Source organism: Pannonibacter sp. Q-1 (assembly GCF_054073275.1).
The window spans coordinates 279,301-299,505 of sequence record NZ_JBSXNB010000007.1; the positions used below are offsets into that span (position 1 = coordinate 279,301).

21 protein-coding genes are annotated in these 20,205 nt (G+C 64.9%); 9 read left to right on the plus strand and 12 right to left on the minus strand.

All coding sequences use genetic code 11. The features are described 5' to 3' along the window. Nucleotides 1-30: 30 nt before the first annotated feature. The 6 genes from paaE to ACVNHC_RS19805 form a co-directional block, all read right to left on the minus strand. Complete coding sequence (gene paaE, locus ACVNHC_RS19780; RefSeq protein WP_457168949.1) at nt 31-1,107, minus strand: 1,2-phenylacetyl-CoA epoxidase subunit PaaE; 1,077 nt, start codon at nt 1,105-1,107, stop codon at nt 31-33. A gap of 11 nt (nt 1,108-1,118) precedes the next feature. Further along, nucleotides 1,119-1,655, minus strand: coding sequence for a 1,2-phenylacetyl-CoA epoxidase subunit PaaD (gene paaD / locus ACVNHC_RS19785; RefSeq protein WP_186424532.1), 537 nt, complete (start codon nt 1,653-1,655; stop codon nt 1,119-1,121). Between the two features lie 5 nt (nt 1,656-1,660). Next, nucleotides 1,661-2,428 carry a 1,2-phenylacetyl-CoA epoxidase subunit PaaC gene (paaC, locus tag ACVNHC_RS19790; protein ID WP_457168951.1) on the minus strand — a complete coding sequence of 256 codons (768 nt, stop codon included), beginning with the start codon at nt 2,426-2,428 and terminating at the stop codon, nt 1,661-1,663. Then, nucleotides 2,428-2,712: a 1,2-phenylacetyl-CoA epoxidase subunit PaaB gene (gene paaB, locus ACVNHC_RS19795; RefSeq protein WP_019966655.1), complete on the minus strand. Its 285-nt coding sequence runs from the start codon at nt 2,710-2,712 to the stop codon at nt 2,428-2,430. The genes paaC and paaB overlap by 1 nt, the downstream gene beginning before the upstream one ends. Nucleotides 2,713-2,797: 85 nt before the next feature. Further along, the gene (gene paaA, locus ACVNHC_RS19800; RefSeq protein ID WP_334252349.1) at nt 2,798-3,796 is read right to left on the minus strand and encodes a 1,2-phenylacetyl-CoA epoxidase subunit PaaA; all 999 of its coding nucleotides are present in this window, start codon (nt 3,794-3,796) and stop codon (nt 2,798-2,800) included. Between the two features lie 912 nt (nt 3,797-4,708). After that, nucleotides 4,709-5,557, minus strand: coding sequence for a PaaX family transcriptional regulator C-terminal domain-containing protein (locus ACVNHC_RS19805; RefSeq protein ID WP_457168954.1), 849 nt, complete (start codon nt 5,555-5,557; stop codon nt 4,709-4,711). 202 nt (nt 5,558-5,759) lie between these two features. Between ACVNHC_RS19805 and ACVNHC_RS19810 the strand changes: the two genes are divergently transcribed. Next, nucleotides 5,760-5,999, plus strand: coding sequence for a type II toxin-antitoxin system ParD family antitoxin (locus ACVNHC_RS19810; protein ID WP_123195971.1), 240 nt, complete (start codon nt 5,760-5,762; stop codon nt 5,997-5,999). A 124-nt stretch (nt 6,000-6,123) separates the two neighbouring features. Here the strand turns inward: ACVNHC_RS19810 and ACVNHC_RS19815 are convergent, their stop codons facing one another. The 5 genes from ACVNHC_RS19815 to ACVNHC_RS19835 all read right to left on the minus strand — a co-directional run bounded on the left by ACVNHC_RS19815 (nt 6,124) and on the right by ACVNHC_RS19835 (nt 8,733). Beyond that, nucleotides 6,124-6,525, minus strand: a complete 402-nt coding sequence (locus ACVNHC_RS19815) for a type II toxin-antitoxin system VapC family toxin (protein ID WP_457168956.1) — start codon at nt 6,523-6,525, stop codon at nt 6,124-6,126. Beyond that, on the minus strand, nt 6,522-6,755 hold the full coding sequence (locus ACVNHC_RS19820) for a type II toxin-antitoxin system Phd/YefM family antitoxin (RefSeq protein WP_019966649.1): 234 nt from the start codon (nt 6,753-6,755) through the stop codon (nt 6,522-6,524). Before ACVNHC_RS19820 ends, ACVNHC_RS19815 begins: the two co-directional genes overlap by 4 nt. Before the next feature lie 129 nt (nt 6,756-6,884). Further along, entirely contained in the window at nt 6,885-7,394 is a 510-nt protein-coding gene (locus ACVNHC_RS19825) for a GNAT family N-acetyltransferase (RefSeq protein WP_457168958.1), read from the minus strand. 3 nt (nt 7,395-7,397) lie between these two features. Continuing rightward, nucleotides 7,398-7,670 (minus strand): type II toxin-antitoxin system TacA family antitoxin, encoded by a 273-nt coding sequence (locus ACVNHC_RS19830; RefSeq protein WP_050475282.1) that lies wholly within the window; start codon nt 7,668-7,670, stop codon nt 7,398-7,400. 70 nt (nt 7,671-7,740) lie between these two features. Next, nucleotides 7,741-8,733: a LacI family DNA-binding transcriptional regulator gene (locus ACVNHC_RS19835; protein ID WP_457168960.1), complete on the minus strand. Its 993-nt coding sequence runs from the start codon at nt 8,731-8,733 to the stop codon at nt 7,741-7,743. Nucleotides 8,734-8,902: 169 nt separating this feature from the next. Between ACVNHC_RS19835 and ACVNHC_RS19840 the strand changes: the two genes are divergently transcribed. The 5 genes from ACVNHC_RS19840 to ACVNHC_RS19860 are packed head-to-tail and all read left to right on the plus strand — an operon-like array spanning nt 8,903 to nt 14,438. Further along, complete coding sequence (locus tag ACVNHC_RS19840) at nt 8,903-9,979, plus strand: ABC transporter ATP-binding protein (RefSeq protein ID WP_457168962.1); 1,077 nt, start codon at nt 8,903-8,905, stop codon at nt 9,977-9,979. Between the two features lie 45 nt (nt 9,980-10,024). Beyond that, nucleotides 10,025-10,987 (plus strand): ABC transporter substrate-binding protein, encoded by a 963-nt coding sequence (locus tag ACVNHC_RS19845; RefSeq protein ID WP_457168964.1) that lies wholly within the window; start codon nt 10,025-10,027, stop codon nt 10,985-10,987. Between the two features lie 3 nt (nt 10,988-10,990). Continuing rightward, on the plus strand, nt 10,991-12,718 hold the full coding sequence (locus ACVNHC_RS19850) for an ABC transporter permease (protein WP_457168966.1): 1,728 nt from the start codon (nt 10,991-10,993) through the stop codon (nt 12,716-12,718). Next, nucleotides 12,706-13,839, plus strand: coding sequence for an MBL fold metallo-hydrolase (locus ACVNHC_RS19855; RefSeq protein WP_457168968.1), 1,134 nt, complete (start codon nt 12,706-12,708; stop codon nt 13,837-13,839). Before ACVNHC_RS19850 ends, ACVNHC_RS19855 begins: the two co-directional genes overlap by 13 nt. After that, complete coding sequence (locus ACVNHC_RS19860; protein WP_457168970.1) at nt 13,836-14,438, plus strand: dual specificity protein phosphatase family protein; 603 nt, start codon at nt 13,836-13,838, stop codon at nt 14,436-14,438. Before ACVNHC_RS19855 ends, ACVNHC_RS19860 begins: the two co-directional genes overlap by 4 nt. A 563-nt stretch (nt 14,439-15,001) precedes the next feature. Here ACVNHC_RS19860 and ACVNHC_RS19865 read toward each other — a convergent pair. Beyond that, complete coding sequence (locus ACVNHC_RS19865; RefSeq protein WP_122521825.1) at nt 15,002-15,181, minus strand: type II toxin-antitoxin system CcdA family antitoxin; 180 nt, start codon at nt 15,179-15,181, stop codon at nt 15,002-15,004. Between the two features lie 226 nt (nt 15,182-15,407). On the opposite strand from ACVNHC_RS19865, the gene ACVNHC_RS19870 reads away from it, so the two are divergent. From ACVNHC_RS19870 to ACVNHC_RS19880, 3 genes are all read left to right on the plus strand, one after another. After that, the gene (locus ACVNHC_RS19870) at nt 15,408-15,908 is read left to right on the plus strand and encodes an RNA polymerase sigma factor (protein WP_050475327.1); all 501 of its coding nucleotides are present in this window, start codon (nt 15,408-15,410) and stop codon (nt 15,906-15,908) included. Between the two features lie 20 nt (nt 15,909-15,928). Beyond that, on the plus strand, nt 15,929-16,939 hold the full coding sequence (locus ACVNHC_RS19875) for a FecR family protein (protein ID WP_457168973.1): 1,011 nt from the start codon (nt 15,929-15,931) through the stop codon (nt 16,937-16,939). An 839-nt stretch (nt 16,940-17,778) separates the two neighbouring features. Next, nucleotides 17,779-20,178, plus strand: coding sequence for a TonB-dependent siderophore receptor (locus tag ACVNHC_RS19880; RefSeq protein WP_457168975.1), 2,400 nt, complete (start codon nt 17,779-17,781; stop codon nt 20,176-20,178). The last annotated feature ends 27 nt before the right edge of the window (nt 20,179-20,205 follow it).

Sequence of the window (20,205 nt, forward strand, 5' to 3'; positions counted from 1 at the left end):
AGTCTTGTCATTCCAAGGTTCCGGGTGGCCTCATTCGTCGTAGGTCACCACCACCTTGTCCGTCAGCGGGCGGGCCTGACAGGAGAGCGCGTAACCGGCGCGCACCTCATAGTCTTCCAGCGCGTGGTTGACGGCCATTTCCACCTCGCCTTCCAGCACCTTGCAGCGGCAGGTGGAGCAGACGCCCGCCCGGCAGGAATAAGGCGCGTCGAGGCTGGCAGCGAGCGCGGCTTCCAGAATGGTCTGACCGTCGCGGCCCATCTCGAAGCTGCGGGTCAGGCCATCGAGCGTCACCGAGGCCTGCGTGCCCGTGCCCGGCGCAACGGCAGAGCGGGAGACGGCAGGCGCCTTCGCCCGGCCTGGCTGGCCGGAAGCGAACAGCTCGAAGCGGATCTGGCTGTCATCCAGCCCATGCTCGCGCAGGCTGGCGGCGATGGTCAGCATCATCGGCTCCGGCCCGCAGATGAAGGCCGTGTCCACAGCACTGGCGTCGATCCAGTGGGTGAAAAGCGCCTTCATCTTCTCCGCGTCGATCCGCCCGGTGAAGAGGTCGATCTCCTGCCCCTCCTGCTCCAGCACGTGGATGACGGAGAAGCGTCCGAGATAAAGGTTCTTCAGGTCCTCCAGCTCCTCGCGGAACATGATGGAGCTGATCTGCCGGTTGGCATAGACGAGGGTGAATTTCGAGCGCGGCTCGCGGGCCAGCACCGTCTTGATGATCGACAGCACCGGCGTGATGCCCGAGCCCCCGGCAAAGCCGAGATACTGGCGCCCCGCCTCCGGGTCGAGCGGCGTGAAGAAGCGGCCCATGGGCGGCATGGCCTCCAGCACGTCGCCGGGGTGCAGCGCCTCGTTGGCCCAGGTGGAAAAGGCCCCGCCATCCACCCGCTTGATGCCCACCTTCAGCACGCCCTCATCGAGCCCTGCGCAGATGGAATAGCTGCGGCGCAGCTCCTCGCCGTCAAACTCGCGGCGGAAGGTCAGATACTGGCCTTGCGTGAAGCCGAAAAGCGGAAGGTCCTCCTCACGCGGGGCAAGGGTGACGACCACCGCATCGCGGGTTTCGCGGCGCACACCGGTGACGGTCAGCGGATGAAAACGGGCCATGGCTTGCGTCCTCAGATGCACTTGAAATAGTCGAAGGGTTCAAGACAGTCCGTGCAGCGGTAGCTGGCCTTGCAGGGGGTCGAGCCGAACTGGCTGACCTTCTGCGTGGCTGCCGAGCCGCAGCGCGGACAGGTGATCGCAAGGTTGCTGCCGGAGACGAGCCGCGCCACACGGCCCGCAATCTGCTCAGCAACACGGCCATCGGGCGCCGTGCCGTCGATGGGCGGGGCGATGCCATACTGGCGCAGCTTTTCGCGCCCCTCCGGCGTCAGCCAGTCCGTCGTCCAGGGCGGCGACAGGCGCCGCTCCAGCCGCAGATCGGCAATGCCCTTTGCCCGCAGCGCCGCCTCGATGTCGAGGTTGATGATGCTGGTTGCCGGGCAGCCGGAATAGGTGGGCGTCACCGTCACCACCAGCGTTTCATCCTGCCAGGCCACATCCCGGATGATGCCGAGATCGGTGAGGCTGATCACCGGAATTTCCGGGTCCGGCACTTCGGCGAGCCAGGACCAGACTTCCGCCACATCAGGATGACGCACGCTGGCCATGGCACTCACCACGTTGCGCCGGGATAGGCGCGCTGCAGGAACTGCATTTCGGCCAGGATATAGCCCAGATGCTCCGTGTGGGTGCCGCGCTTGCCGCCCTTGTGCTGCCAGGCCTCGCCCGGATGGGCAAGCCCTGCTTCCGCCAGCACCGCGCCCACCGTTGCATCCCAGCCCGCCTTGAGGCTGGAGGGCAGCGGCACAGTGCCGGAAGCGGCCAGCGCTGCATCCGTCTCGTCATCCATGAACATTTCGCCGGTATAGGCCCACAGCGCCTTCAGCGCCTTGGCCATGCGGGCGTGGCTTTCCTCCGTGCCATCACCAAGGGCGATCACCAGCGCGGCGGAACGGTCGAGGTGATAGGCCGCTTCCTTGGCCGCTTTCGCGGCAATCTCCGCCACACGCGGCTCACTGGAGGATTTCAGCGCCTCCAGCAGCTCCACATGGAAGGCATCGAACAGGAACTGGCGCATCACCGTGTGGCCGAAATCGCCGTTCGGGCGCTCCACCAGCAGCAGATTGCGGAAGGCGCCGGCATCGCGCAGATAGGCGAGCGCATCGGCACTGCGGCCCTTGCCCTCCACCTCGCCCGCCAGCCCCAGCCACAGCTGGCACTGGCCGATGAGATCCAGCGCCTGATTGGCAAGCGCGATATCCTCTTCCAGCGCAGGCCCGTGGCCGCACCATTCGGACACCCGGTGCCCGAGGATCAGCGCATTGTCGCCCATGCGCAGCAGCCACTCGAACAGCGCTGCCTGATGTGTCGCGCTGGCCATCACATGTGCCCCACTTCTTCGGGAATGTCGTAGAAGCTCGGGTGGCGGTAGACCTTGCTGTTCGACGGCTCGAACAGAGGTCCCTTTTCCGAAGGCACGGAGGCGGTGATGTTTTCCGACTTCACCACCCAGATGGAAACGCCCTCATTGCGGCGCGTATAGACATCGCGCGCATGGCGGATGGCCATGTCCGCGTCCGGCGCATGCAGGCTGCCCACATGGCGGTGATTGAGGCCATGCTGGCCACGGATGAAGATTTCCCAAAGGGGCCATTCGCTGGACATGTTCCGCGTCCTCCCGCAAACACGTTGAAATCAGACTGTCTTTTGCCGGGCGCCTGAAAGGCTCAGGCGCAGCACCGGCCGAGGTCTATTCGGCCGCAACCCGCGCTGCCGCACGGCGCGCGTCCTGCTTGGCGGCATGGGCCATCAGCCCCTCACGCACCCAGGCGCCATCTTCCCAGGCCTTGACGCGGGCGCCGAGGCGCTCCTCGTTGCAGGGGCCATTGCCGGAAATGACGGCAAAGAACTCGCTCCAGTCCGGCTCGCTGAAATCATAGCCGCCCTTTTCCTCATTCCACTTCAGCTCGGGATCGGGAACGGTGAGGCCGAGATATTCGGCCTGCGGCACGGTCTGGTCGACGAACTTCTGGCGCAGCTCGTCGTTGGTGTTCATCTTGATCTTCCAGGCCATGGACTGGGCGGAATGCACCGAGTCCTTGTCCGAGGGGCCGAACATCATCAGCGAGGGGAACCAGAAGCGGTTCAGCGCATCCTGCGCCATCGCCTTCTGCTCCGGCGTGCCCTTGGCCATCTTCATCATGATGTCGTAGCCCTGCCGCTGGTGGAAGCTCTCTTCCTTGCAGATGCGGATCATGGCGCGGGAATAAGGGCCGTAGCTGGTGCGCTGAAGCGGCACCTGATTCATGATCGCCGCCCCGTCCACCAGCCAGCCGACAGCGCCCATGTCGGCCCAGGTCAGCGTCGGATAGTTGAAGATGGAGGAATATTTCATCTTGCCCGCATGCAGCAGGTCAATCAGCTCATCGCGGGAGACACCCAGCGTCTCGGCGGCGGAATAAAGATAGAGCCCGTGGCCCGCCTCGTCCTGCACCTTGGCCAAGAGGATCTGCTTGCGCTCCAGCGTCGGTGCACGGGTGATCCAGTTGCCTTCGGGAAGCTGGCCGACAATCTCGCTGTGCGCGTGCTGGCCGATCTGGCGGATCAGCGTCTTGCGGTAGCCCTCCGGCATCCACTCCTTGGGCTCGATCTTCTCGCCCCGGTCGATGCGGTCCTGAAAGGCTGCCTCTTCCGGCGTCATCGCCTCACGGGCCTTGCCGCCTTCGGATGTCACAAGCTGCGCATACATGATCCGGCCTCCTCCCTCATCAAACGCCCTGCTCCGCGCTTCAATCCAGCGCCTTGCAGCCGCGTGACAGCCAGCTCACTCCTCATATCGCTGACCGACCGGTCGATTTATACGCTCAAAAACATCACAAGAAAAGTCACTTTTTCATGATTCTTGTGATGCTTTTGGGTGTAAGGATTTTATCTGTTATGTTTCAGGGGGTTATTGAGTTTCAGAGAGAGCGGAAGTTCTTCCCGGCAGGCTCCACATTGGGCAGCCAGTGAGCCACCAATTTCTCCCCCACCTCTTGAGGGGCAGTGTTTGCAACGGACAGCTAGTCAGGCACCAACCCCTCTCCCCCCTTGAGGGGGAGATGCCCCCGGCAGGGGGCAGAGGGGGGTAACGGACGATCCGTTGAAGAGAGATCCTGCCGTCTTGAAGCGCAGCCCCCCCCTCTGTCTGCTGGCGCAGACATCTCCCCCTCAAGGGGGTAGAGGGGCGCTGCGGTGAGTGGCAAAAGCCTGCAGTCTGGTTACTCTGGCAGAGCCTCTCCGCCCCCCTCCCCCTGGTGGGGAGGGGTAAGGGGTGGGGGGATAAGCCTTTCCGGCTGGCAGAGAATTCATTGGTTCCGGACAGCCGTTCTTCTTGATGTCGCTCCAGGCATCTATTTGTCTTTCATACCGTTTCCGGCTCAGAGCCCCCCACCCCTTACCCCTCCCCACCAGGGGGAGGGGGGGCGGCAGGCGTCCTCTCGAAAAGCAAACGCCTCATTGCGGGCAGTTTCCGGACCTGATGTGTGAATCCAGTAGCCCACGCGGGAAAGACAAGCGCTGCGGCAGCAGGAAGGCACGGCCTCTCGTTTCCCCTCCCCTCAAGGGAGAGGGGAGCTGAAACGCCATGCCGAAATGACCAAATCGCAGGCCCTCTCCCCATTCAGACAACCACCGGAATCCGGCTGGTGCTCTCCGCTGTGCGCGCGGGCAGGAAGCCGTCCGTGCCTTCGAGATGGGCGGCCACATGCCGTTCCGTGGCCGGTGTCAGCGCCAGATAGAGCCGGCGGAACAGGCCGCGCGCTTCCCCGCCGTTCCAGCCCGCTGGAAGGGCCGCCTGCGGCAGGCGCGGGTCGCGCAGCAGCACGTGGCGGTAGGCATGCACCAGCAGCAGCCGGGCGGTCAGCGCGTCCCCATCGGCAAGACGGCAGCCGCCCTCATCCGCCACCGCCAGCAGCGGCGAAAAACTGGCGATGAACTCCGCATAGCCCTCCTGCAGGGCCGAAAGGTCCCAGAAACCGGCGAGCCTTGCCGGGTCCGCAACCTCGCCCGCATGCAGCACCAGCGCCCCCGGCGGTGGGGTCTGGCCCCGATCCGGGCGGATGAACACCGCCCCCCCCATATGCCCCAGCCGCAGGCGGCGGGCGTCGTCCGGCGTCAAATCCGGCGCATGAAGCACCTGCCAGCCCCGGCCCGGCTGATCCGGCCCGTAGAGCAGATCCGCAGCCTGCTGAAACTCCGCCCTTGCCGCCTCCGCCAGCCGGTAATAGCTGCGCCGCCCGATGCGCTCGCCCGCCAGCCGCTCGGCCGCCACGAGACGGGAGACAGCCGTGCGCACCAGCGATTCATTGATGCCTGCCCTTGCGCAAAGCTCGATCAGCGTTCCCGTCCACAGCACACCGCCGCGCGGCACGGCGATGTCGCCATAAACCGTGACGATAAACGCCGCCGCATTCAGCCGCATGCGGCTGACAATCTGCGCAATCTCTTCGCCCGCCACGTCCAAACTCAAGGCCCCGTTATCCTTTCCAAAGCGCCAGTCCGCTCCCCTGCCCCTTGCCGGAACAAGGGACGCTCAGAAGCAGGCTTGTCAACATGATCGAGGGACAACGCCGCGTCCAGCGCGCAGGAGAACGACGGGCCACAAGGCCGGACATTGACTGTAATACTTTTTGGTATAAGCTGAGAACGCCCATTATCATGAGGAAATGGCCATGGCACGGAACACCTCCATCACCATTGGTGACCATTTCACCGCTTTCATTCAGGAGCAGGTCCGTGCGGGGCGCTATGGCTCCACCAGCGAAGTGGTCCGCGCAGGATTGCGCCTGCTGGAAGAGCATGAGGCCCGCGTCAAGGCACTGGAAGCCGCCCTCATCGCCGGAGAACAATCCGGCGAGCCGGAACCCTTCGACTTCGAGGCCTTCAAGACCCGCATGCGGTCTGGAGGTTGATGACAAAGGAGACCTGCTTCTCCTTCGTTATGGCCGGGCCTATCCCGGCCATCTGCAAGCCATTGATTTATATAGATCCTCGGCACAAGGCCGAGGATGACGGCGGAGAGGACCAAGGCCCCCGTTACCACACACGCCCGCGCCAGCCCGGTTCTGTGTCCAGTCCATCAAATGCCGTATCTGCCGACACAAGGACCATGCCGCGTGTCATTGCAACTGCGGCAATGAACTGGTCAAAGGGGTCACGATGCGGCCATTCGAGCGTTGCCGCCAGAAGGCAGGTTTCGGCGCAGACATCCAGCAGGCGCGCGCCCTGCTCCCCGGCGAGGCTGGGCAACTGGTGCAGGAACGGCGCCATTTCGGGCCACTTTCCAAGCCGGACCTTCTGACCGATTTCAAACAGGCTGATGGCGCTGATCGATACGGTTTCTGCCGCCTCAAGCGCGGCAATGACCGGTTGCGGCAGGCGCGGGTCCGCCGTCAGCGACCATGCCCAGGCGTGGGTATCAAGCAGCAGATGCTTCACTCACGCCCCTCCCAGAGCGCAAGCTCGTCCTCTGCCAACGGCTCGAAGAAATCTGGGCCAGCTCCCGTCAGCTTGCCCTTCAGCAGACCCGTCCTGAACGTGGTCTGGGGGATCGGCACAAGGCGCGCAACAGGGCGCTTGCCCTTGGCAATGATAACCTCTTCACCTGCCTGCGCCGCCTCGATCAGCTTCGACAGGTTGGTTTTGGCGGCATGAACGGTCACCTGCATTTCCCTGCCTCCTTGGCCAGTTTTAAAACATGACTAATTTAGCTAATATATGTCAGGCACTGGCTTCCGTCCAGTTCGGACCGCAGGCTTCCAGGACTTCAAGACCTGCTCAAGGCGGCCCGCCACCCATCACCCTTCAAGCATCCGCCGGATGTCCTTGATGAGGCGGTAGAGGACCAGAGGCTGGTCTTCAAAGGGAATGAAACCGAATGTCTCATAGAAGGCACGGGCTTCACCGTCCTTGGCATGCACCGCAAGCGCCCGTAGTCCGGCAATATCCGCCGCCTGCAGCGTGCGCAGGATTGCATCTTTCAGCAGGCCGGAGCCCAACCGTTGTCCCTGCCAGCCACGGTCCACCGCAAGACGCGCCAGCAGCATCACCGGAACCGGATGACGGGGCAAGCCCTTGCGCAGCCGGTCAGGCGCTCCGGCATATTCGACCTGGCCAAAGGTCAGGCTGTAGAATCCGGCGACTGCCTCCCCTGCCATTGCAAGATAGGTCTGTGCACTGCCGGATTTCTGGCTCGCCAGAGCATGTCTTTGCAGGAAAGCATTCAGCGCCTGCGTTCCGCAATCGAAGGCGGACAGGTCATGGTGTGCGCTGAGCTTTTCGATCCGGAGCTTCGGCCCGCCGCCCATGCTTCAGTCGAATACGCCGGGAGAAGTCAGCAATTGTTCCATGCGCGCGTGCCGAAGGGGCGGGGCGTCGAGAGCTTCAACGAACGCTTGCCACTCTGCCTCGCCAAGCCGCAGGATGCGGCGCTGGAGAACAGTTTCCTCAGCCGCAGCAAGGGCACTGTCGAGCACGAATTCGGACATGGTCTTGTGGCGCAGCTCCGCCGCTTCCCGCAGCAGCCGCTTGGCCTCGGGCGATACCCGCATTTCCAGTTTTTCCGAACGGACAGGCGCTGTCATGGTGCCGGGCTCTCCGCAGATCGTCTCTGTCGCATATCCTATCAGACTGCCGGGACAATGTCATGACCGGCTACACCGTCCCCCGTTCCACCAAACTGACCGGAATGGCCACGCGCCGGGGGCCCGCATCCTCGTCGTCTTCGGCCAGAAGCGTCAGCACGGCGGCCACCACGTCCGGGGCGGATTGGCGGATGGTGGTGAGGTTGTGAGAGGACCAGGCGGCTTCCGGGATGTCGTCGAAGCCGATCACGGCCACATCCTGCGGCACGGATATGCCCATTTCAAACCGCGCCGTATTGAGAAAGCCGAGCGCCGTGCGGTCGGTCGCGGCAAAGACGCCATCAATAGCAGGACCTGAACCGCGCAGCAGGCTGCGGGCGGCCTCGCAGCCGGCTTCATAGTTGCCGCGCCCGGCCACCCAGCGTTCGCAGGCGATCCCTTCTTCGTCCAGCCGCTCCAGAAAGCCCGCCGCCCGCCGCCGCTGGCTGGGCGTGTCCGCCCCGGAGCGCACCACGCAGAGCTTCCGCCGCCCTGCCGCCAGCAGGTGCTCTGCCGCCAGCCGCCCGCCCATGCGGTCGTCGGTCTCAATCGAGCCTGCCTCCACGTCTTCCATGTGGCGGTTGATGAGGATCATGCGCTGGCGCGCGCGCAGGCACTGGTCGATCAGCTCACGCGGGGGCGCGCCGGAGAGCACGATCACCGCCCGCACCCTGTATTCCAGCACCAGATTGAGCAGCGCCGTCATGTCCTGCGACGAGGCATTGAGCAGCAGCGCATGCAGGCCCTTGCCGATCAGCGCGGCGCTCAGGTCATCCAGCAGCCCGGCCACATAGGGCTCGTAAAAGCGGGCGCCGACAATCGCCACCATGCTGGAGCGCGAGGTCTGCAGGTCCTTGGCCAGCCGGTTGACCCGGTAGCCCAGCTCATCCGCCGCCCGCAGCACCTTTTCACGCACCGCCGGGGAAACATAGGCATCGGGCGTGAAAGTGCGTGAAACGGCCGAGCGCGACACGCCGGCAAGCTTCGCCACATCGGCTGCGGTCACAAAACCGGCCTTGCTCATTCACCTCTCCCCGCTGTTTGCGCACTGGCATCCCTGCCGGATTGCAACCTCTGGCCCCGTCATAAAACCGAAGCATAACACCTGTAATGTGCACACGTGTGCAGATCAAGTTTTATCTGTGATCAAGCGCATCAAATCACTGAGATTGCTCATTTTTCAGGATCGGCACGTGGCTGGAATCGAACTGACGGATATTGCCAGGAGCTATGGCGGCAAGCGCGTGGTGGACGGGGTGTCCCTGACGGTCAACGACGGGGAATTCGTCGCCATTCTCGGCCCCTCCGGCTGCGGCAAGACGACGATGCTGCGGCTGATCGCGGGCTTCGAGACGCTGGAAGCCGGCTCCATCCGCCTGGGCGGGCGCGAGGTGGCCTCCCCTGCCGCCAGCCTGCCGCCGGAAAAGCGAAACATCGGCATCGTTTTCCAGAACTACGCCCTGTGGCCGCACATGAGCGTGGAAGAGAATGTCGGCTATGCGCTGAAGGTGGCCGGTGTCAGCTCTGTGGAGCGGGCGCGCCGCTGCCGCGAGGCGCTGGCAACCGTGGGCATGGAAGCCCTTGGCAGCCGCGCGCCCTCTGATCTGTCCGGCGGCCAGCGCCAGCGCGTTGCCCTTGCCCGCTGCCTTGCGGCCAACCCGTCCGTGATGCTGCTGGATGAGCCGCTGGCCAATCTCGATGTGCATCTGCGCGCTTCCATGGAGCGCGAGTTCCTCGACTTTCACCGCCGCACCGGCGCCAGCATGATCTACATCACCCATGACCAGTCCGAGGCCATGGCCCTTGCCAGCCGCATTGCGGTGATGGAGGCGGGCCGGGTGATGCAGTTCGGCAAGCCGCGCGAGCTGTACCGCGAGCCGCAGAACGAAATGGTCGCCCGTTTCATCGGCGGCGGCCTGATCCTGCCGGGCACGGATGCCACCCCTTCGGGCCGCGCAGGCCATGCCATGGTGGATATTTTCGGCCACCGGCACGAGGTGCGCGCCCGCTCCGGCCAGCAGCAGCAGGCAGTGGTGAGCATCTGCGTGCATCCGGGCGAGTTGGCGATTGCCGCCGGTTCTGAAGGCGGTTTTGCCGCCACCATCACCCAGGTGATCTTCCGCGGCTCCCACACACAGGTGGATTTCCACCCCCACGCCATGCCGGACCTTCAGCTGACGCTGCAGGCTCCCGGTGACTTCGCGCTGCCGTCCGGCAGCGTCATCCATGTCCGGGCCGAAGACGGCTGGATCATTCCGGATGCGGGCTGACATGCCCCGCCGGCTTTCTACCCTCAAAGACGACAGGATCTGACCATGCGCCTTCTTTCTGCACTTGCTCTCATGCTGATGGCCGGCACGGCTCACGCCGGAACGCTGGTGCTCTACACCTCCCAGTCGCCGGAAATTGCCCAGCAGACGGTTGACGCCTTCAAGGCGAAGAACCCGGGCATCGAGGTGGAATGGACCCGCAACGGCACCAGCCAGCTGATGAACGTGCTGCGCGCCGAAATCACCGCAGGCGACGTGAAGCCGGACGTGCTGCTGGTGGCCGACACCATCAACCTGGGCCAGCTCAAGGCCGAAGGCCTGCTGATGGCCTATCCGGAAGCCAAGGTGGACGGCTATGACGCCAGCACCTATGACAAGGACAAGATGTTCTTCGGCACGAAGATCATGTCCACCGGCATTGCCTACAACACCCAGAATGCCAAGCCGGTGGAGACCTGGGCAGAGCTGCTGAGCGAAGACAACAAGGGCCAGATCGCCGTGCCGAGCCCGCTCTATTCGGGTGCTGCGCTCAACCACATGCACAGCGTCGTCAACGTGCCGGGCATCGGCTGGGAGTTCTATGAAGGCCTCGCCAAGCTCGGCATCGCCCCGGAAGGCGGCAACGGCCCGGCGTTGAAGGCTGTCGCCGGCGGCATGGCCAAATATGCCATCGTCGTCGATGCCGACGTGATGCGCGCCAAGGCCAGCGGCTCGCCGGTGGACTTCATCTTCCCGAAGGATGGCGTCTCCTTCATCACCGAGCCGGCCGCCATCATGTCCACGGCGAAGAACGTGGATGCCGCCAAGGCCTTCATCGACTTCCTGCTGTCGAAGGAAGGCCAGGAACTGGTGGTGTCGCAGGGCAACCTGCCGATCGACCCGGCGATGACCCCGCCGGCCGGCTTCCCCAAGCTGGACACCATCAAGCTGCTGCCGGTGGATGCGGACAAGGCCGTCGAGACCGACACTGCCGCCCGCGCCAAGTTCACCGAGATCTTCGGCGGCTGAGGCATGTCCGATATCACCCTGTCCGCATCGGGGGGGCGCCGTCTGGCGCTCCCCTTGCGCACCGACTGGCTGGTCCTTGGCGGGCTGGCCATTCTCGTGGGGCTGCTCTCCTTCGCCCCTCTCGCCCGCCTCGCCATGGCCGGTCTTGCGCCGGACGGGGTGATCGACCTTGACCGCCTGTCCTCGCTCTATCTCAAGGGCCGGGTGATCACGGCGGCGCTCAATTCGCTGCAGGTCGCGGTTCTGTCCTCGGTGATCGCGGTTGCCATCGGCACGCTCGCGGCCATCCTCACCGTGCACACCAACATGCGCGGCAAGACGGCCTGGATCTTCTGCTTCGTGCTGCCGCTGATGATCCCGCCGCAGGTCACCGCCCTTGCCTGGGTGCAGGCCTTCTCGCCATCGAGCCCGCTTCTGGGCGCGCTCGGCCTTGCCCTGCCTGCGGGGGCGCGGCACCCGATGTTTTCCGCCACCGGCATCATCCTGCTGCTGGGGCTCTATAATGCACCGCTGGTGTTCCTCACCGTGCGCGCCACCTTGCGCCGCATTCCGCAGAACCTGGCGGAGGCTGCCCGCGCTGCCGGGGCCGGAAACCGGCGCATGCTCTTCACCATCCTCCTGCCGCTCGCCCGATCCGGCATCATGGCCGGGGCCGCGCTCGCCTTCGTCTCGGCCATCGGCAATTTCGGCATTCAGGCGATGCTGGGCATCCCGGCCCGCTTCCCGACGCTGATCACCCTCATCTACCAGCAGCTCAACAGCTACGGCCCCTCGGCCCTGTCCGATATGGCCGCGCTCGCCCTGCTGCTCTCCGCCCTCACCGTGGCAGGTCTCGGCCTTGCCGGATGGATGGCCCGGCGCGGGGATCTCAGGGTCGATGGCCTCGGCCAGCCGGTCACCTTCTCCCTCGGCAGGGGCCGCATTCTGGCGGAAGCCGGGGCGTGGATCTTCCTCGTCCTCACCCTGCTGCTGCCGCTCTCGGCTCTTGTCACCACGTCGCTGGTCAGCGGCTTCGGGCAGGAGCTGACATTCGCCAGCCTGACGCTGAAGAACTACGCCAACGCGCTGGTGCATCATGCCTCGATCCGGCAAGCGTTTCTCACCAGCTTCGGCCTGACGCTGACCGCCACCCTGCTGCTGGTGGTGATGGCGGTGTTCCTCGCCTATTTCCTCAGCTGGCACAAAGGCCCTGTCGTGCGGCTGGTGCAGCTGGCGGCGGAGCTGGCCTATGCGCTGCCGGGCATCGTGCTGGGCGTTGCCATGATCCTCTTCTTCCTGAAGCCCCTGCCCTTCATCAACGTCAGCATCTATGGCACGGTCTGGATCATTCTCGCGGCCTATCTCTCCAACTTCCTCGCCCTCGCCCTGCGGCCCGTGCTGGGCGGCTTTGCCCAGATCGAGCGGTCGCTGGAGGAAGCGGGCCGTGTTGCCGGTGCCGGGTTCCTCGCCCGGATGAAGGACATCATCCTGCCCATGCTCGCCCCTTCCGCCATTGCCGGCGGCATCATCGTCTTCATGACGGCGCTGAACGAAATCCAGGTCTCCATCCTGCTCGTCTCCTCCAGCGCCCGCACCATCGGCCCGATGATCGTCTTCCTCGAGGAAGGCGGCGCTTCAACGCTGGCAGCCGCCGTCGGCTGCCTGATGGTGGTGGCCGTACTGCTGCTCATGGGCACCGCATCGCTGTTCTCCTCCCGCCTGCCCAAGGGAGCCCTGCCTTGGCAGAACTGAAGATCATCAGCGGCGCGGGCGGCAAGCTGCCCGCAGCCTTTCTGCTGGAAACCTGCGGCCGCCGCATTCTCTTTGACCTTGGCGAGGGGCCCGAACCCGGCGTCCTGCCGGATGTGAGCCGTGTCGGCCCTGTGGATGCCCTGTGCCTCTCCCATGCCCATCAGGACCATGCCGGCGCCCTGCAACTGCGGGCAAGGCTGGGGCGTCCGCCCGTCTATGCCACGGCGGAAACCTTCGCCCAGATCCCGGAAACGGTGCTGCCGCAGGCCGCGCGCAACCCGCTGCCGCTCGCCGGAACTGCGGAAGTGGCGGGGCTGACCCTCACCACCGGCCGCAGCGGCCATGCGCCGGGCGGCATCTGGCTGCATGTGGCGGCGGACTGCGGCTTTCTCTACATGGGCGACTGGACGCCGGAGTCCGGCCTTCTCGCCTTTGATCCGCCGCCCCGCGCCGCCTGCCTCGTCACCGACGCTTCCTATGGCGACCGGGATACCAGCCTTGCGGACCAGATTGGCCAGATGGCCGGTGCTGTGCGCGGCGGCGCGGTGCTGTCCGTGCCTTCCGCCGGGCGCGGCCCGGAAGTGGTGCTGGCGCTGGCCCGTGAAGGATTGAAGCCACGCGCCTGCCCGGTGGTTCTGAAAGAGATGATGGCCCTAGCCCGGACACCCTCGCGTCTCTGCCATCCCGGCACACGGGAGGAACTGGCTGCGCTTCTCGCCAGCGCCGGGCGCAGCGGGGCCTATCAGCCCAAGGATGTGATCGTCAGCACTGAGGCCAATGCGGAATCCGGCCTTGCCGCCAGCCTGCTGGCGCGGGCGGACGAGGGCTTCCGTTTCGTCTTTTCCAGCCACGTGCCCCCCGGCACGCCGGCCGCCGATCTGCTGGCACAAGGAAAGGCCGAATGGCTTGGCTGGAATGTGCATCCCCGCCTCAAGGACACGCTCTGGCTTGCGGACCACACCCGCGCCTGCCATGTGGTGCCTGCCTTTGCCGCGCCGGAAGTAATGCCAAAACTCACCGCCGCCCTCGGCAAGCGGCTGCACACTGGCCGCAGCCTTGTCTTCGGGCCGGAACTTGACCTGCAATTGGGACCGGTGCAGCCGGTCAGGAGATGGATATGACCCGCATGCCCCCCGCCAGCGCCCTTCTGCCCGAAGAAGAAGAGGACCGCCTGCCGGTGCTCTGTGAAGTGGCGGGCGGCCTCGGCCCCCACGGCGCCAGCCTGTTCATCGGCAACAAGGTGGCGGCGGATGATCCCGCCCTGCTGCTCACTGAGGGCGTCACCTCCACCATGAACCTTGCGGTCAATGTGGAGATGGCCCCCCTCGCTCTCACCGATGGCACCACCATCCGCCGCACCCACATCGGCCTCATCGACGGGCCGGGCAACGCGCCGCAGCATCTGCTGGCCGGCGTCATGGCCCTGCATGGCATGCTGGCGCAGGACAGCCCCGGCAAACCGCATTACCCGCCCCACCGGCGCGGCCATGTGCTGGTGCACTGCCGGGGCGGGCGCAGCCGCTCGGCCACCGTCATCGCGCTCTATCTGCACCTCGCCCTGCCGGAGCGGTTCCCGGATTTCGACAGCGCCATCGACCACGTGCGGCAGGTGCGGGGCCTTGGCACCAACCAGCCGCAACCCGCCATGCTCGCCCTCGCCCGCGACGCCCTCACCCGCCTCTCCACCGGACTTCGCATCTTCGCACCTGCGAAGTTTTGAGGTGGGGGGAAGGATTTGCGGGATGGGATGGGCGTTCACCCCTTGAACGAGCAGTGTTTATTCCGGACTGACAGGCAGGCAGAAACTCCTCTCCTCCCTTTGAGCTACTGCATGCACACATCGTACAGAAAGATAGTCAGGGATCTGGCACAAGGTGGCAGCCGTTGTTTATCCGGCACGGCCTATCTGTTCCCCTCCCCCTTGAGGGGAGGGGTGAGGGGTGGGGGTAACGGACTGAAAAAACGGGGTACTTTTATTGAAGACGCGCTGGGTAGAGACGAGTGCCAGTCAAGCAGCGCTCCTGTGTGAAGACCCCCACCCCTACCCCCTCCCCTCAAGGGGGAGGGGAAACGAGAGGCTTCAGCCAGAGAAGGAAGGCTCTAAAACTGCTTACCTTTTCCAGCATCAAAGCAGCGTTTGCAGCCTTTTCTTATACGATGTGTGAATCCGGTAGCTCAAGGGGGGAGAGGGGCGCTGCGGCAAAACGCAGGCCTGATCTTTCTCCGTGCGTCAGGTGTAAACACTGCCCCTCAAGGAATGAGACTGAAGCGTCGGCCTTCCCATCAGAATTGCCGGTACTGATCCAGCGGCAGCCCATTCTCTTCCACCCAGGCGTTCGAGCTTTCGAGCGCGGCGGCATTTTCCCGGAGCCAGTCTTCAGCGCGCTCCGGGGCCTGAGCTTTCGCCTCTGGCTTGCCGCGCCCGGCATCTTTGTGCCCGCCTGACTTGATCGCCTCAGTCATCAGATATTCCTCACGCCGTGATCCTGCGGGATTCACATATCATGTTTGAAGCCACCCGCGGCTTTCGGGCAAGGTGACAATTTAGCCATCCCGGCACCGCCCTTCAGCCCTCATAAACTTGACTATTAAATACAAGTATTATACCCGTGCGTCAGGTTCTGCCGGACATCTGCAGACACAGTCCATATTTTCCCGCCGCGCCTGCGGCATGGGGTTGTTGAAGCGCATGCCGTCAGATCAGGATCAACTTGCCGCGCTGTACCTGTCCGAGCGGGACCGGCTGCAACGGCAGATCAACCGCAGGGTTGGCTGCCCGGCGGCGGCCTGCGACCTGGTGCAGGACATCTTCATGCGCCTGTGGGAGCGCATGCCCCTGCGCTGCTGCGGCGACCCGGCCTATCTCACCCGCTGCGCCCGCAATGCGGCGGTGGATCATCTGCGCGCCGAAAAGACCCGCCGCAGCTTCGTGGACGGCCTGCTGCCGGACCAGTATGCCGCCGCCCCCGCCACGCCTCAGGACATTTTGCAGGCGCGTCAGGGGCTGACGGGCGTTGATGCGGCGCTGGCCGCCCTGCCGGAGCGCACACGCCACGTCTTCCTGCTCAACCGCATTCATGGCAGAACCTTTGCCGAGATCGCCGCAGTGATGGAGATTTCCGAGCGCATGGTGGCAAAGCACATGGCCCGCGCCATGGCCGCCTGCCAGAGCTGCCTTGCTGCCGAGTGAGCGGACGCGAAAGAACGCCGATGAGCCCTGCCCCTTCCACTCCGCCCGGCGAAGGCCCGGCCCATCGCACGGCACGGGAGATCGAGGCCGAGGCCCGCGCCTGGTTCGTCGATCTATTACAGACGCCGACTGCCCGCAAGCGCGCCGAGTTTGAAGCCTGGCGGCAGGCCGACAGCGCCCATGCCGAGGCCTTCCGCACCATCGCGCTGGCCTGGGAAGCCGCCGAAGCGCCGGGGCGGCGGCTGGCAGAGGCCGAAGGCGAGGCGCTGGAGCGCTATCTGCAGGCGATGGATGCCCGCAAGGCGCGGCGCCGTACAACCCGGCGCCTGACGGGGCTGGCGCTGGCCCTGCTGGCGGTTCTGGGCGGGGCCATCTGGCTGGAGCGGCCGGAGCTGTTCGAGGACATGCGCGCCGATTACGTCAGCCCGCGCGGCAGCCGCACCACCATCACGCTGGCCGATGGCTCTTCCGTGCTGCTGGATGCCGGCAGCGCGCTGGCCGAGGATTTCACGCCCGGCGAAAGGCACGTGCGGCTGCTGCGCGGCACGGCCTTTTTTGATGTGGTCCGGAACGAAACCCGCCCCTTCACGGTGGCCGCAGCAGGCGGCAGCATCACGGTTCTGGGCACCCGTTTCGATGTGCGCCTGCAGGAGGACGGCGGCACCGTCACGCTGGATCATGGCAGCGTTTCCGTCACCGCAGAAGGTGCGCAGGCCCTGCTGAAGCCGGGCGAGCAGGTGGATTTCGGCGGCAAGGGCGTCTCCGCCCCCCGGCCGGTGGACCTTGACGAAACGCTGGCCTGGAGGAACGGCCGTTTCGTCTTCTACCGCGCCAGCCTCGGATCGGTGCTGCAGGAAATCGGCCGCTACCGCAAGGGCCGCATTCTCGTCACCTCCGATGCGCTGGCCAGCGAAATGGTCAGCGGCAGCTTCTCGCTGGACGACACGGACGCCGCCCTCGCCGCCCTGCAATCCTCCGTCGGCTTCCGCATCACTTCAGTCGCGGGCCGGCTGACAGTGATCTCGCGGTAGAACGGTTTCGTTGAGAACAGAACCGCGGGCACAGCGCTGCCAACCGGCACTGAGTCACCCCGGCCAAGCGCAGCGCGAGCTGGCTTTCGATACACAGAGGGCTACTAGCATGCAGAGAAATGCCTTTGGCCTCTGTGCGGCGGCAGATGCCCACCCGCTGCAGAAGCTCCACACCCTCCGCGCCGTCCCGGCCTTGTGCCGGGACCTGTCAGGGACGCAGTGTGGCGCGCCGCCGTTGCAAGTGCTCGAGGAGAGAGGCCGCACCAGCCTTACAGGCCCCGGCGCAGGGCCGGGGCGGCGCGGTGGGTGTAACTGACGAAACGGCAAACGGCCGGCGAGAGCAAACCTCTCTGCCGCGAACACATATCACCGCTCTGGAAACTAGTGGTTCCCGGATCTCCGCTTCGCTCCGTCCGGGACGACGCGGAGTGTGTGGCACGGCGTTTCAGCCCCCCTCCCCCTCGTGGGGAGGGGTTAGGGGTGGGGGGACAGGCCTTTCCGTCTGGCAGAGTATCCATTGATTGCGGGCAGCTGCTCCTCGTGAGGCCTCAACAGGAAAAGTTTATTTTTCAAATCCTTGCAGGCGCAGAGCCCCCCACCCCTTACCCCTCCCCACGAGGGGGAGGGGGGTGGAGATGCACCGCCACAAATCCGATGCATCACTGCGGGGCAGCGCCCTCTCATCTGCCGCTGATCCGCCCCAACACCCCCTCAAAAAAAATCAAAAGAACCGCATCCCACCGGTTCATGAAGCGCAGCTCTCATCCGTGAAGAGGATAGAGACACGGCAGGAAGGGGGCTTCCGCCGTGCAAAAGCCTTGCGAAAGAGGACAGGTAACATGGCGTTGAACGGGTTGGGCAAATCGGGCGGACTGCGGCGGGCGGGACTTCTTCTGGCGGCAACGCTGCTGACGCCGGTGGCCATCATGACGGCGGGAGCCGGTGAAGCCAGGGCGCAGGCGGCAAGCCAGCAGTTCAGCTTCAACATCGCCGCCAAGCCGGTGCCGCAGGCCGTCAATGACATTGGCCGCATTACCGGCCTTGCCGTTGTGGTGCGCGAGAACCAGGCCATCACCCGCGCGGGCAACCCGGTGCAAGGCTCGATGACGGCGGCCGAAGCCCTGTCGCGCCTGTTGCAGGGCACCGGCCTTGCCTACCGCTTCAGCAACCCCGGCACGGTGCAGGTCTATGATCCCGCCGCAGCAGACGCGGGCACCAGCGCCACGGCCACCAGCGGCACCACGCTGGACAAGATCCAGTTGCAGGGCGACACCAACGGCGCCACCACCTTCGTTGCCACCAACGTGACCGGCGCCACCAAGATGGATGCCCCGCTCATCGAGGTGCCGCAGTCCGTGTCCGTCGTCGGCCGCAAGCAGATGGAAACCCAGAACGCCCAGAGCGTCACCGAGGTCCTGCGCTATGTGCCGGGCGTCGCCATCGAAACCTATGGTCCGGACCCCAAGGGCTATGACTGGATCATGATGCGCGGCTTCAATGCGCAGGCCACCAGCTCCTACATGGACGGGCTGCGGCAGGTCTCCAGCAGCTACAGCTTCTTCCGCACCGATCCCTACCAGCTCGACTCCGTTGAAGTGCTGCGCGGCCCCTCCTCCGCGCTCTTCGGCCAGAGCGATGCGGGCGGCGTGGTCAACAAGACCAGCAAGAAGCCGACGGAAGAAGTCATCCGCCAGATCGCCTTCGACTATGGCAGCCATGACCGCAAACAGGCGCAGTTCGACCTGAGCGGCCCGCTCAACGAAGACAAGACGGTGCTTTACCGCGTCATCGGCACGGCGCGCGATGCCAACACCCAGTTCAAATATTCCGACGGCTCGAAGATCGGCGATGACCGGCTGATGATCGCCCCGGCGATCACGTGGAAGCCCAGCACGGACACCAGCCTGACCCTGAGCGGGCAGGTGCTGCGGGACGAGAGCGGCGGCACCATCATGCTGTTCACGCCCACGAACATCCTGCTGGGCGACCCGAACTTCAACCAGAGCGAACAGCAGCAGCAGACCATCGGCTACGAATTCGCGCATCGCTTCAACGACACATGGTCGGTGAAGCAGAACGTGCGCTATGGCCACACGGACTTCCTGCTCGACAACCTGTTCCTCTCGGGCATGAATTCCTCGGGCGTCACCCGCATCGCCCGCCGCTTTGACGAAAGCTTCGATGCCTTCACCGCCGACAATCAGGTGCTGGCGAAGTTCGACACCGGCCCTGCCTCCCATCAGGCCCTTTTCGGCATCGACTACAGCTGGTCCGATGCGGATGTGAAGCGTTATCAGGGGCTTGCACCCACGCTCAATCCGTTCACGCCGGTCTATGGCGTGAATGTGCCGGTGCCCACCGCGGCCTTCATCAACTATTCCGAGCGCTACCACCAGACCGGCCTTTACGTGCAGGACCAGATCAAGTTCGGCAACGGCTTCATCGCCACGCTGGGCGGGCGCTATGACTGGCTGAGCATGGACACGCACAACCGGCTGACCAGCACCACAACGAAGCTGGATGTGGGCCAGTTCTCGGGCCGGGCGGGCCTCAGCTATGTCACCGCCTTTGGTCTGGTGCCCTATGTCAGCTTCTCGCAGTCCTTCGTGCCCAATGGCGGCGTCGATGCGCGCGGCAACACCTTCGATCCCTCGCAGGGCAACCAGTGGGAAGCAGGCATCAAGTACCAGCCGCAGGGCTTTGACGGGCTCTTCACCGCCGCCTATTTCGACATCACCAAGAACAACGTGCTGAACTATCTCTCCAATGGCACGGCGGTGGCGACCGGCGAGATCCAGTCGCGCGGCGTCGAGCTGGAAGCGCGGTTCAACGTCACCCGCAACTGGGATTTCACCGCCTCCTACACCTACACCAAGGCGGAAATCACCAAGGATGCCGCCTCCGGCAATGTCGGCAAGCGGCCCATGCTGGTGCCCGAACATCAGGCCTCCGGCTGGCTGAACTACACCTTCACCTCCGGCGTGCTGGAAGGGGCGTCGCTGGGCGCGGGCATCCGCCACGTGGGCGATGTGTTCGGCAACAATGCCAACACCTTCAGCGTGCCGAGCCGCACCCTGTTTGATGCCGGGGCCAGCTACCGCGTCAACGAGCACGCCAAGCTGCAGATCAACGCCACCAACCTGTTCGACAAGAAGTACTACACCACCTGCGACGCCAGCTACTCCTGCTATCAGGGCGACCGGCGCACGGTGATGGGCCGTCTGACCGTCGATTTCTGAGAAAGGCGCCCCTGCCGGATCACCTTC

Bases quoted from the DNA above. Each gene is read 5' to 3' on its own strand.
- paaE (WP_457168949.1), bottom strand. From the start codon at position 1,107: ATGGCCCGTTTTCATCCGCTGACCGTCACCGGTGTGCGCCGCGAAACC.
- paaD (WP_186424532.1), bottom strand. From the start codon at position 1,655: ATGGCCAGCGTGCGTCATCCTGATGTGGCGGAAGTCTGGTCCTGGCTC.
- paaC (WP_457168951.1), bottom strand. From the start codon at position 2,428: ATGGCCAGCGCGACACATCAGGCAGCGCTGTTCGAGTGGCTGCTGCGC.
- paaB (WP_019966655.1), bottom strand. From the start codon at position 2,712: ATGTCCAGCGAATGGCCCCTTTGGGAAATCTTCATCCGTGGCCAGCAT.
- paaA (WP_334252349.1), bottom strand. From the start codon at position 3,796: ATGTATGCGCAGCTTGTGACATCCGAAGGCGGCAAGGCCCGTGAGGCG.
- ACVNHC_RS19810 (WP_123195971.1), top strand. From the start codon at position 5,760: ATGGCACGGAACACCTCCATCACCATTGGTGACCATTTCACCGCTTTC.
- ACVNHC_RS19820 (WP_019966649.1), bottom strand. From the start codon at position 6,755: ATGCAGGTGACCGTTCATGCCGCCAAAACCAACCTGTCGAAGCTGATC.
- ACVNHC_RS19825 (WP_457168958.1), bottom strand. From the start codon at position 7,394: ATGGGCGGCGGGCCGAAGCTCCGGATCGAAAAGCTCAGCGCACACCAT.
- ACVNHC_RS19830 (WP_050475282.1), bottom strand. From the start codon at position 7,670: ATGACAGCGCCTGTCCGTTCGGAAAAACTGGAAATGCGGGTATCGCCC.
- ACVNHC_RS19835 (WP_457168960.1), bottom strand. From the start codon at position 8,733: ATGAGCAAGGCCGGTTTTGTGACCGCAGCCGATGTGGCGAAGCTTGCC.
- ACVNHC_RS19845 (WP_457168964.1), top strand. From the start codon at position 10,025: ATGCGCCTTCTTTCTGCACTTGCTCTCATGCTGATGGCCGGCACGGCT.
- ACVNHC_RS19850 (WP_457168966.1), top strand. From the start codon at position 10,991: ATGTCCGATATCACCCTGTCCGCATCGGGGGGGCGCCGTCTGGCGCTC.
- ACVNHC_RS19860 (WP_457168970.1), top strand. From the start codon at position 13,836: ATGACCCGCATGCCCCCCGCCAGCGCCCTTCTGCCCGAAGAAGAAGAG.
- ACVNHC_RS19865 (WP_122521825.1), bottom strand. From the start codon at position 15,181: ATGACTGAGGCGATCAAGTCAGGCGGGCACAAAGATGCCGGGCGCGGC.
- ACVNHC_RS19870 (WP_050475327.1), top strand. From the start codon at position 15,408: ATGCCGTCAGATCAGGATCAACTTGCCGCGCTGTACCTGTCCGAGCGG.
- ACVNHC_RS19875 (WP_457168973.1), top strand. From the start codon at position 15,929: ATGAGCCCTGCCCCTTCCACTCCGCCCGGCGAAGGCCCGGCCCATCGC.
- ACVNHC_RS19880 (WP_457168975.1), top strand. From the start codon at position 17,779: ATGGCGTTGAACGGGTTGGGCAAATCGGGCGGACTGCGGCGGGCGGGA.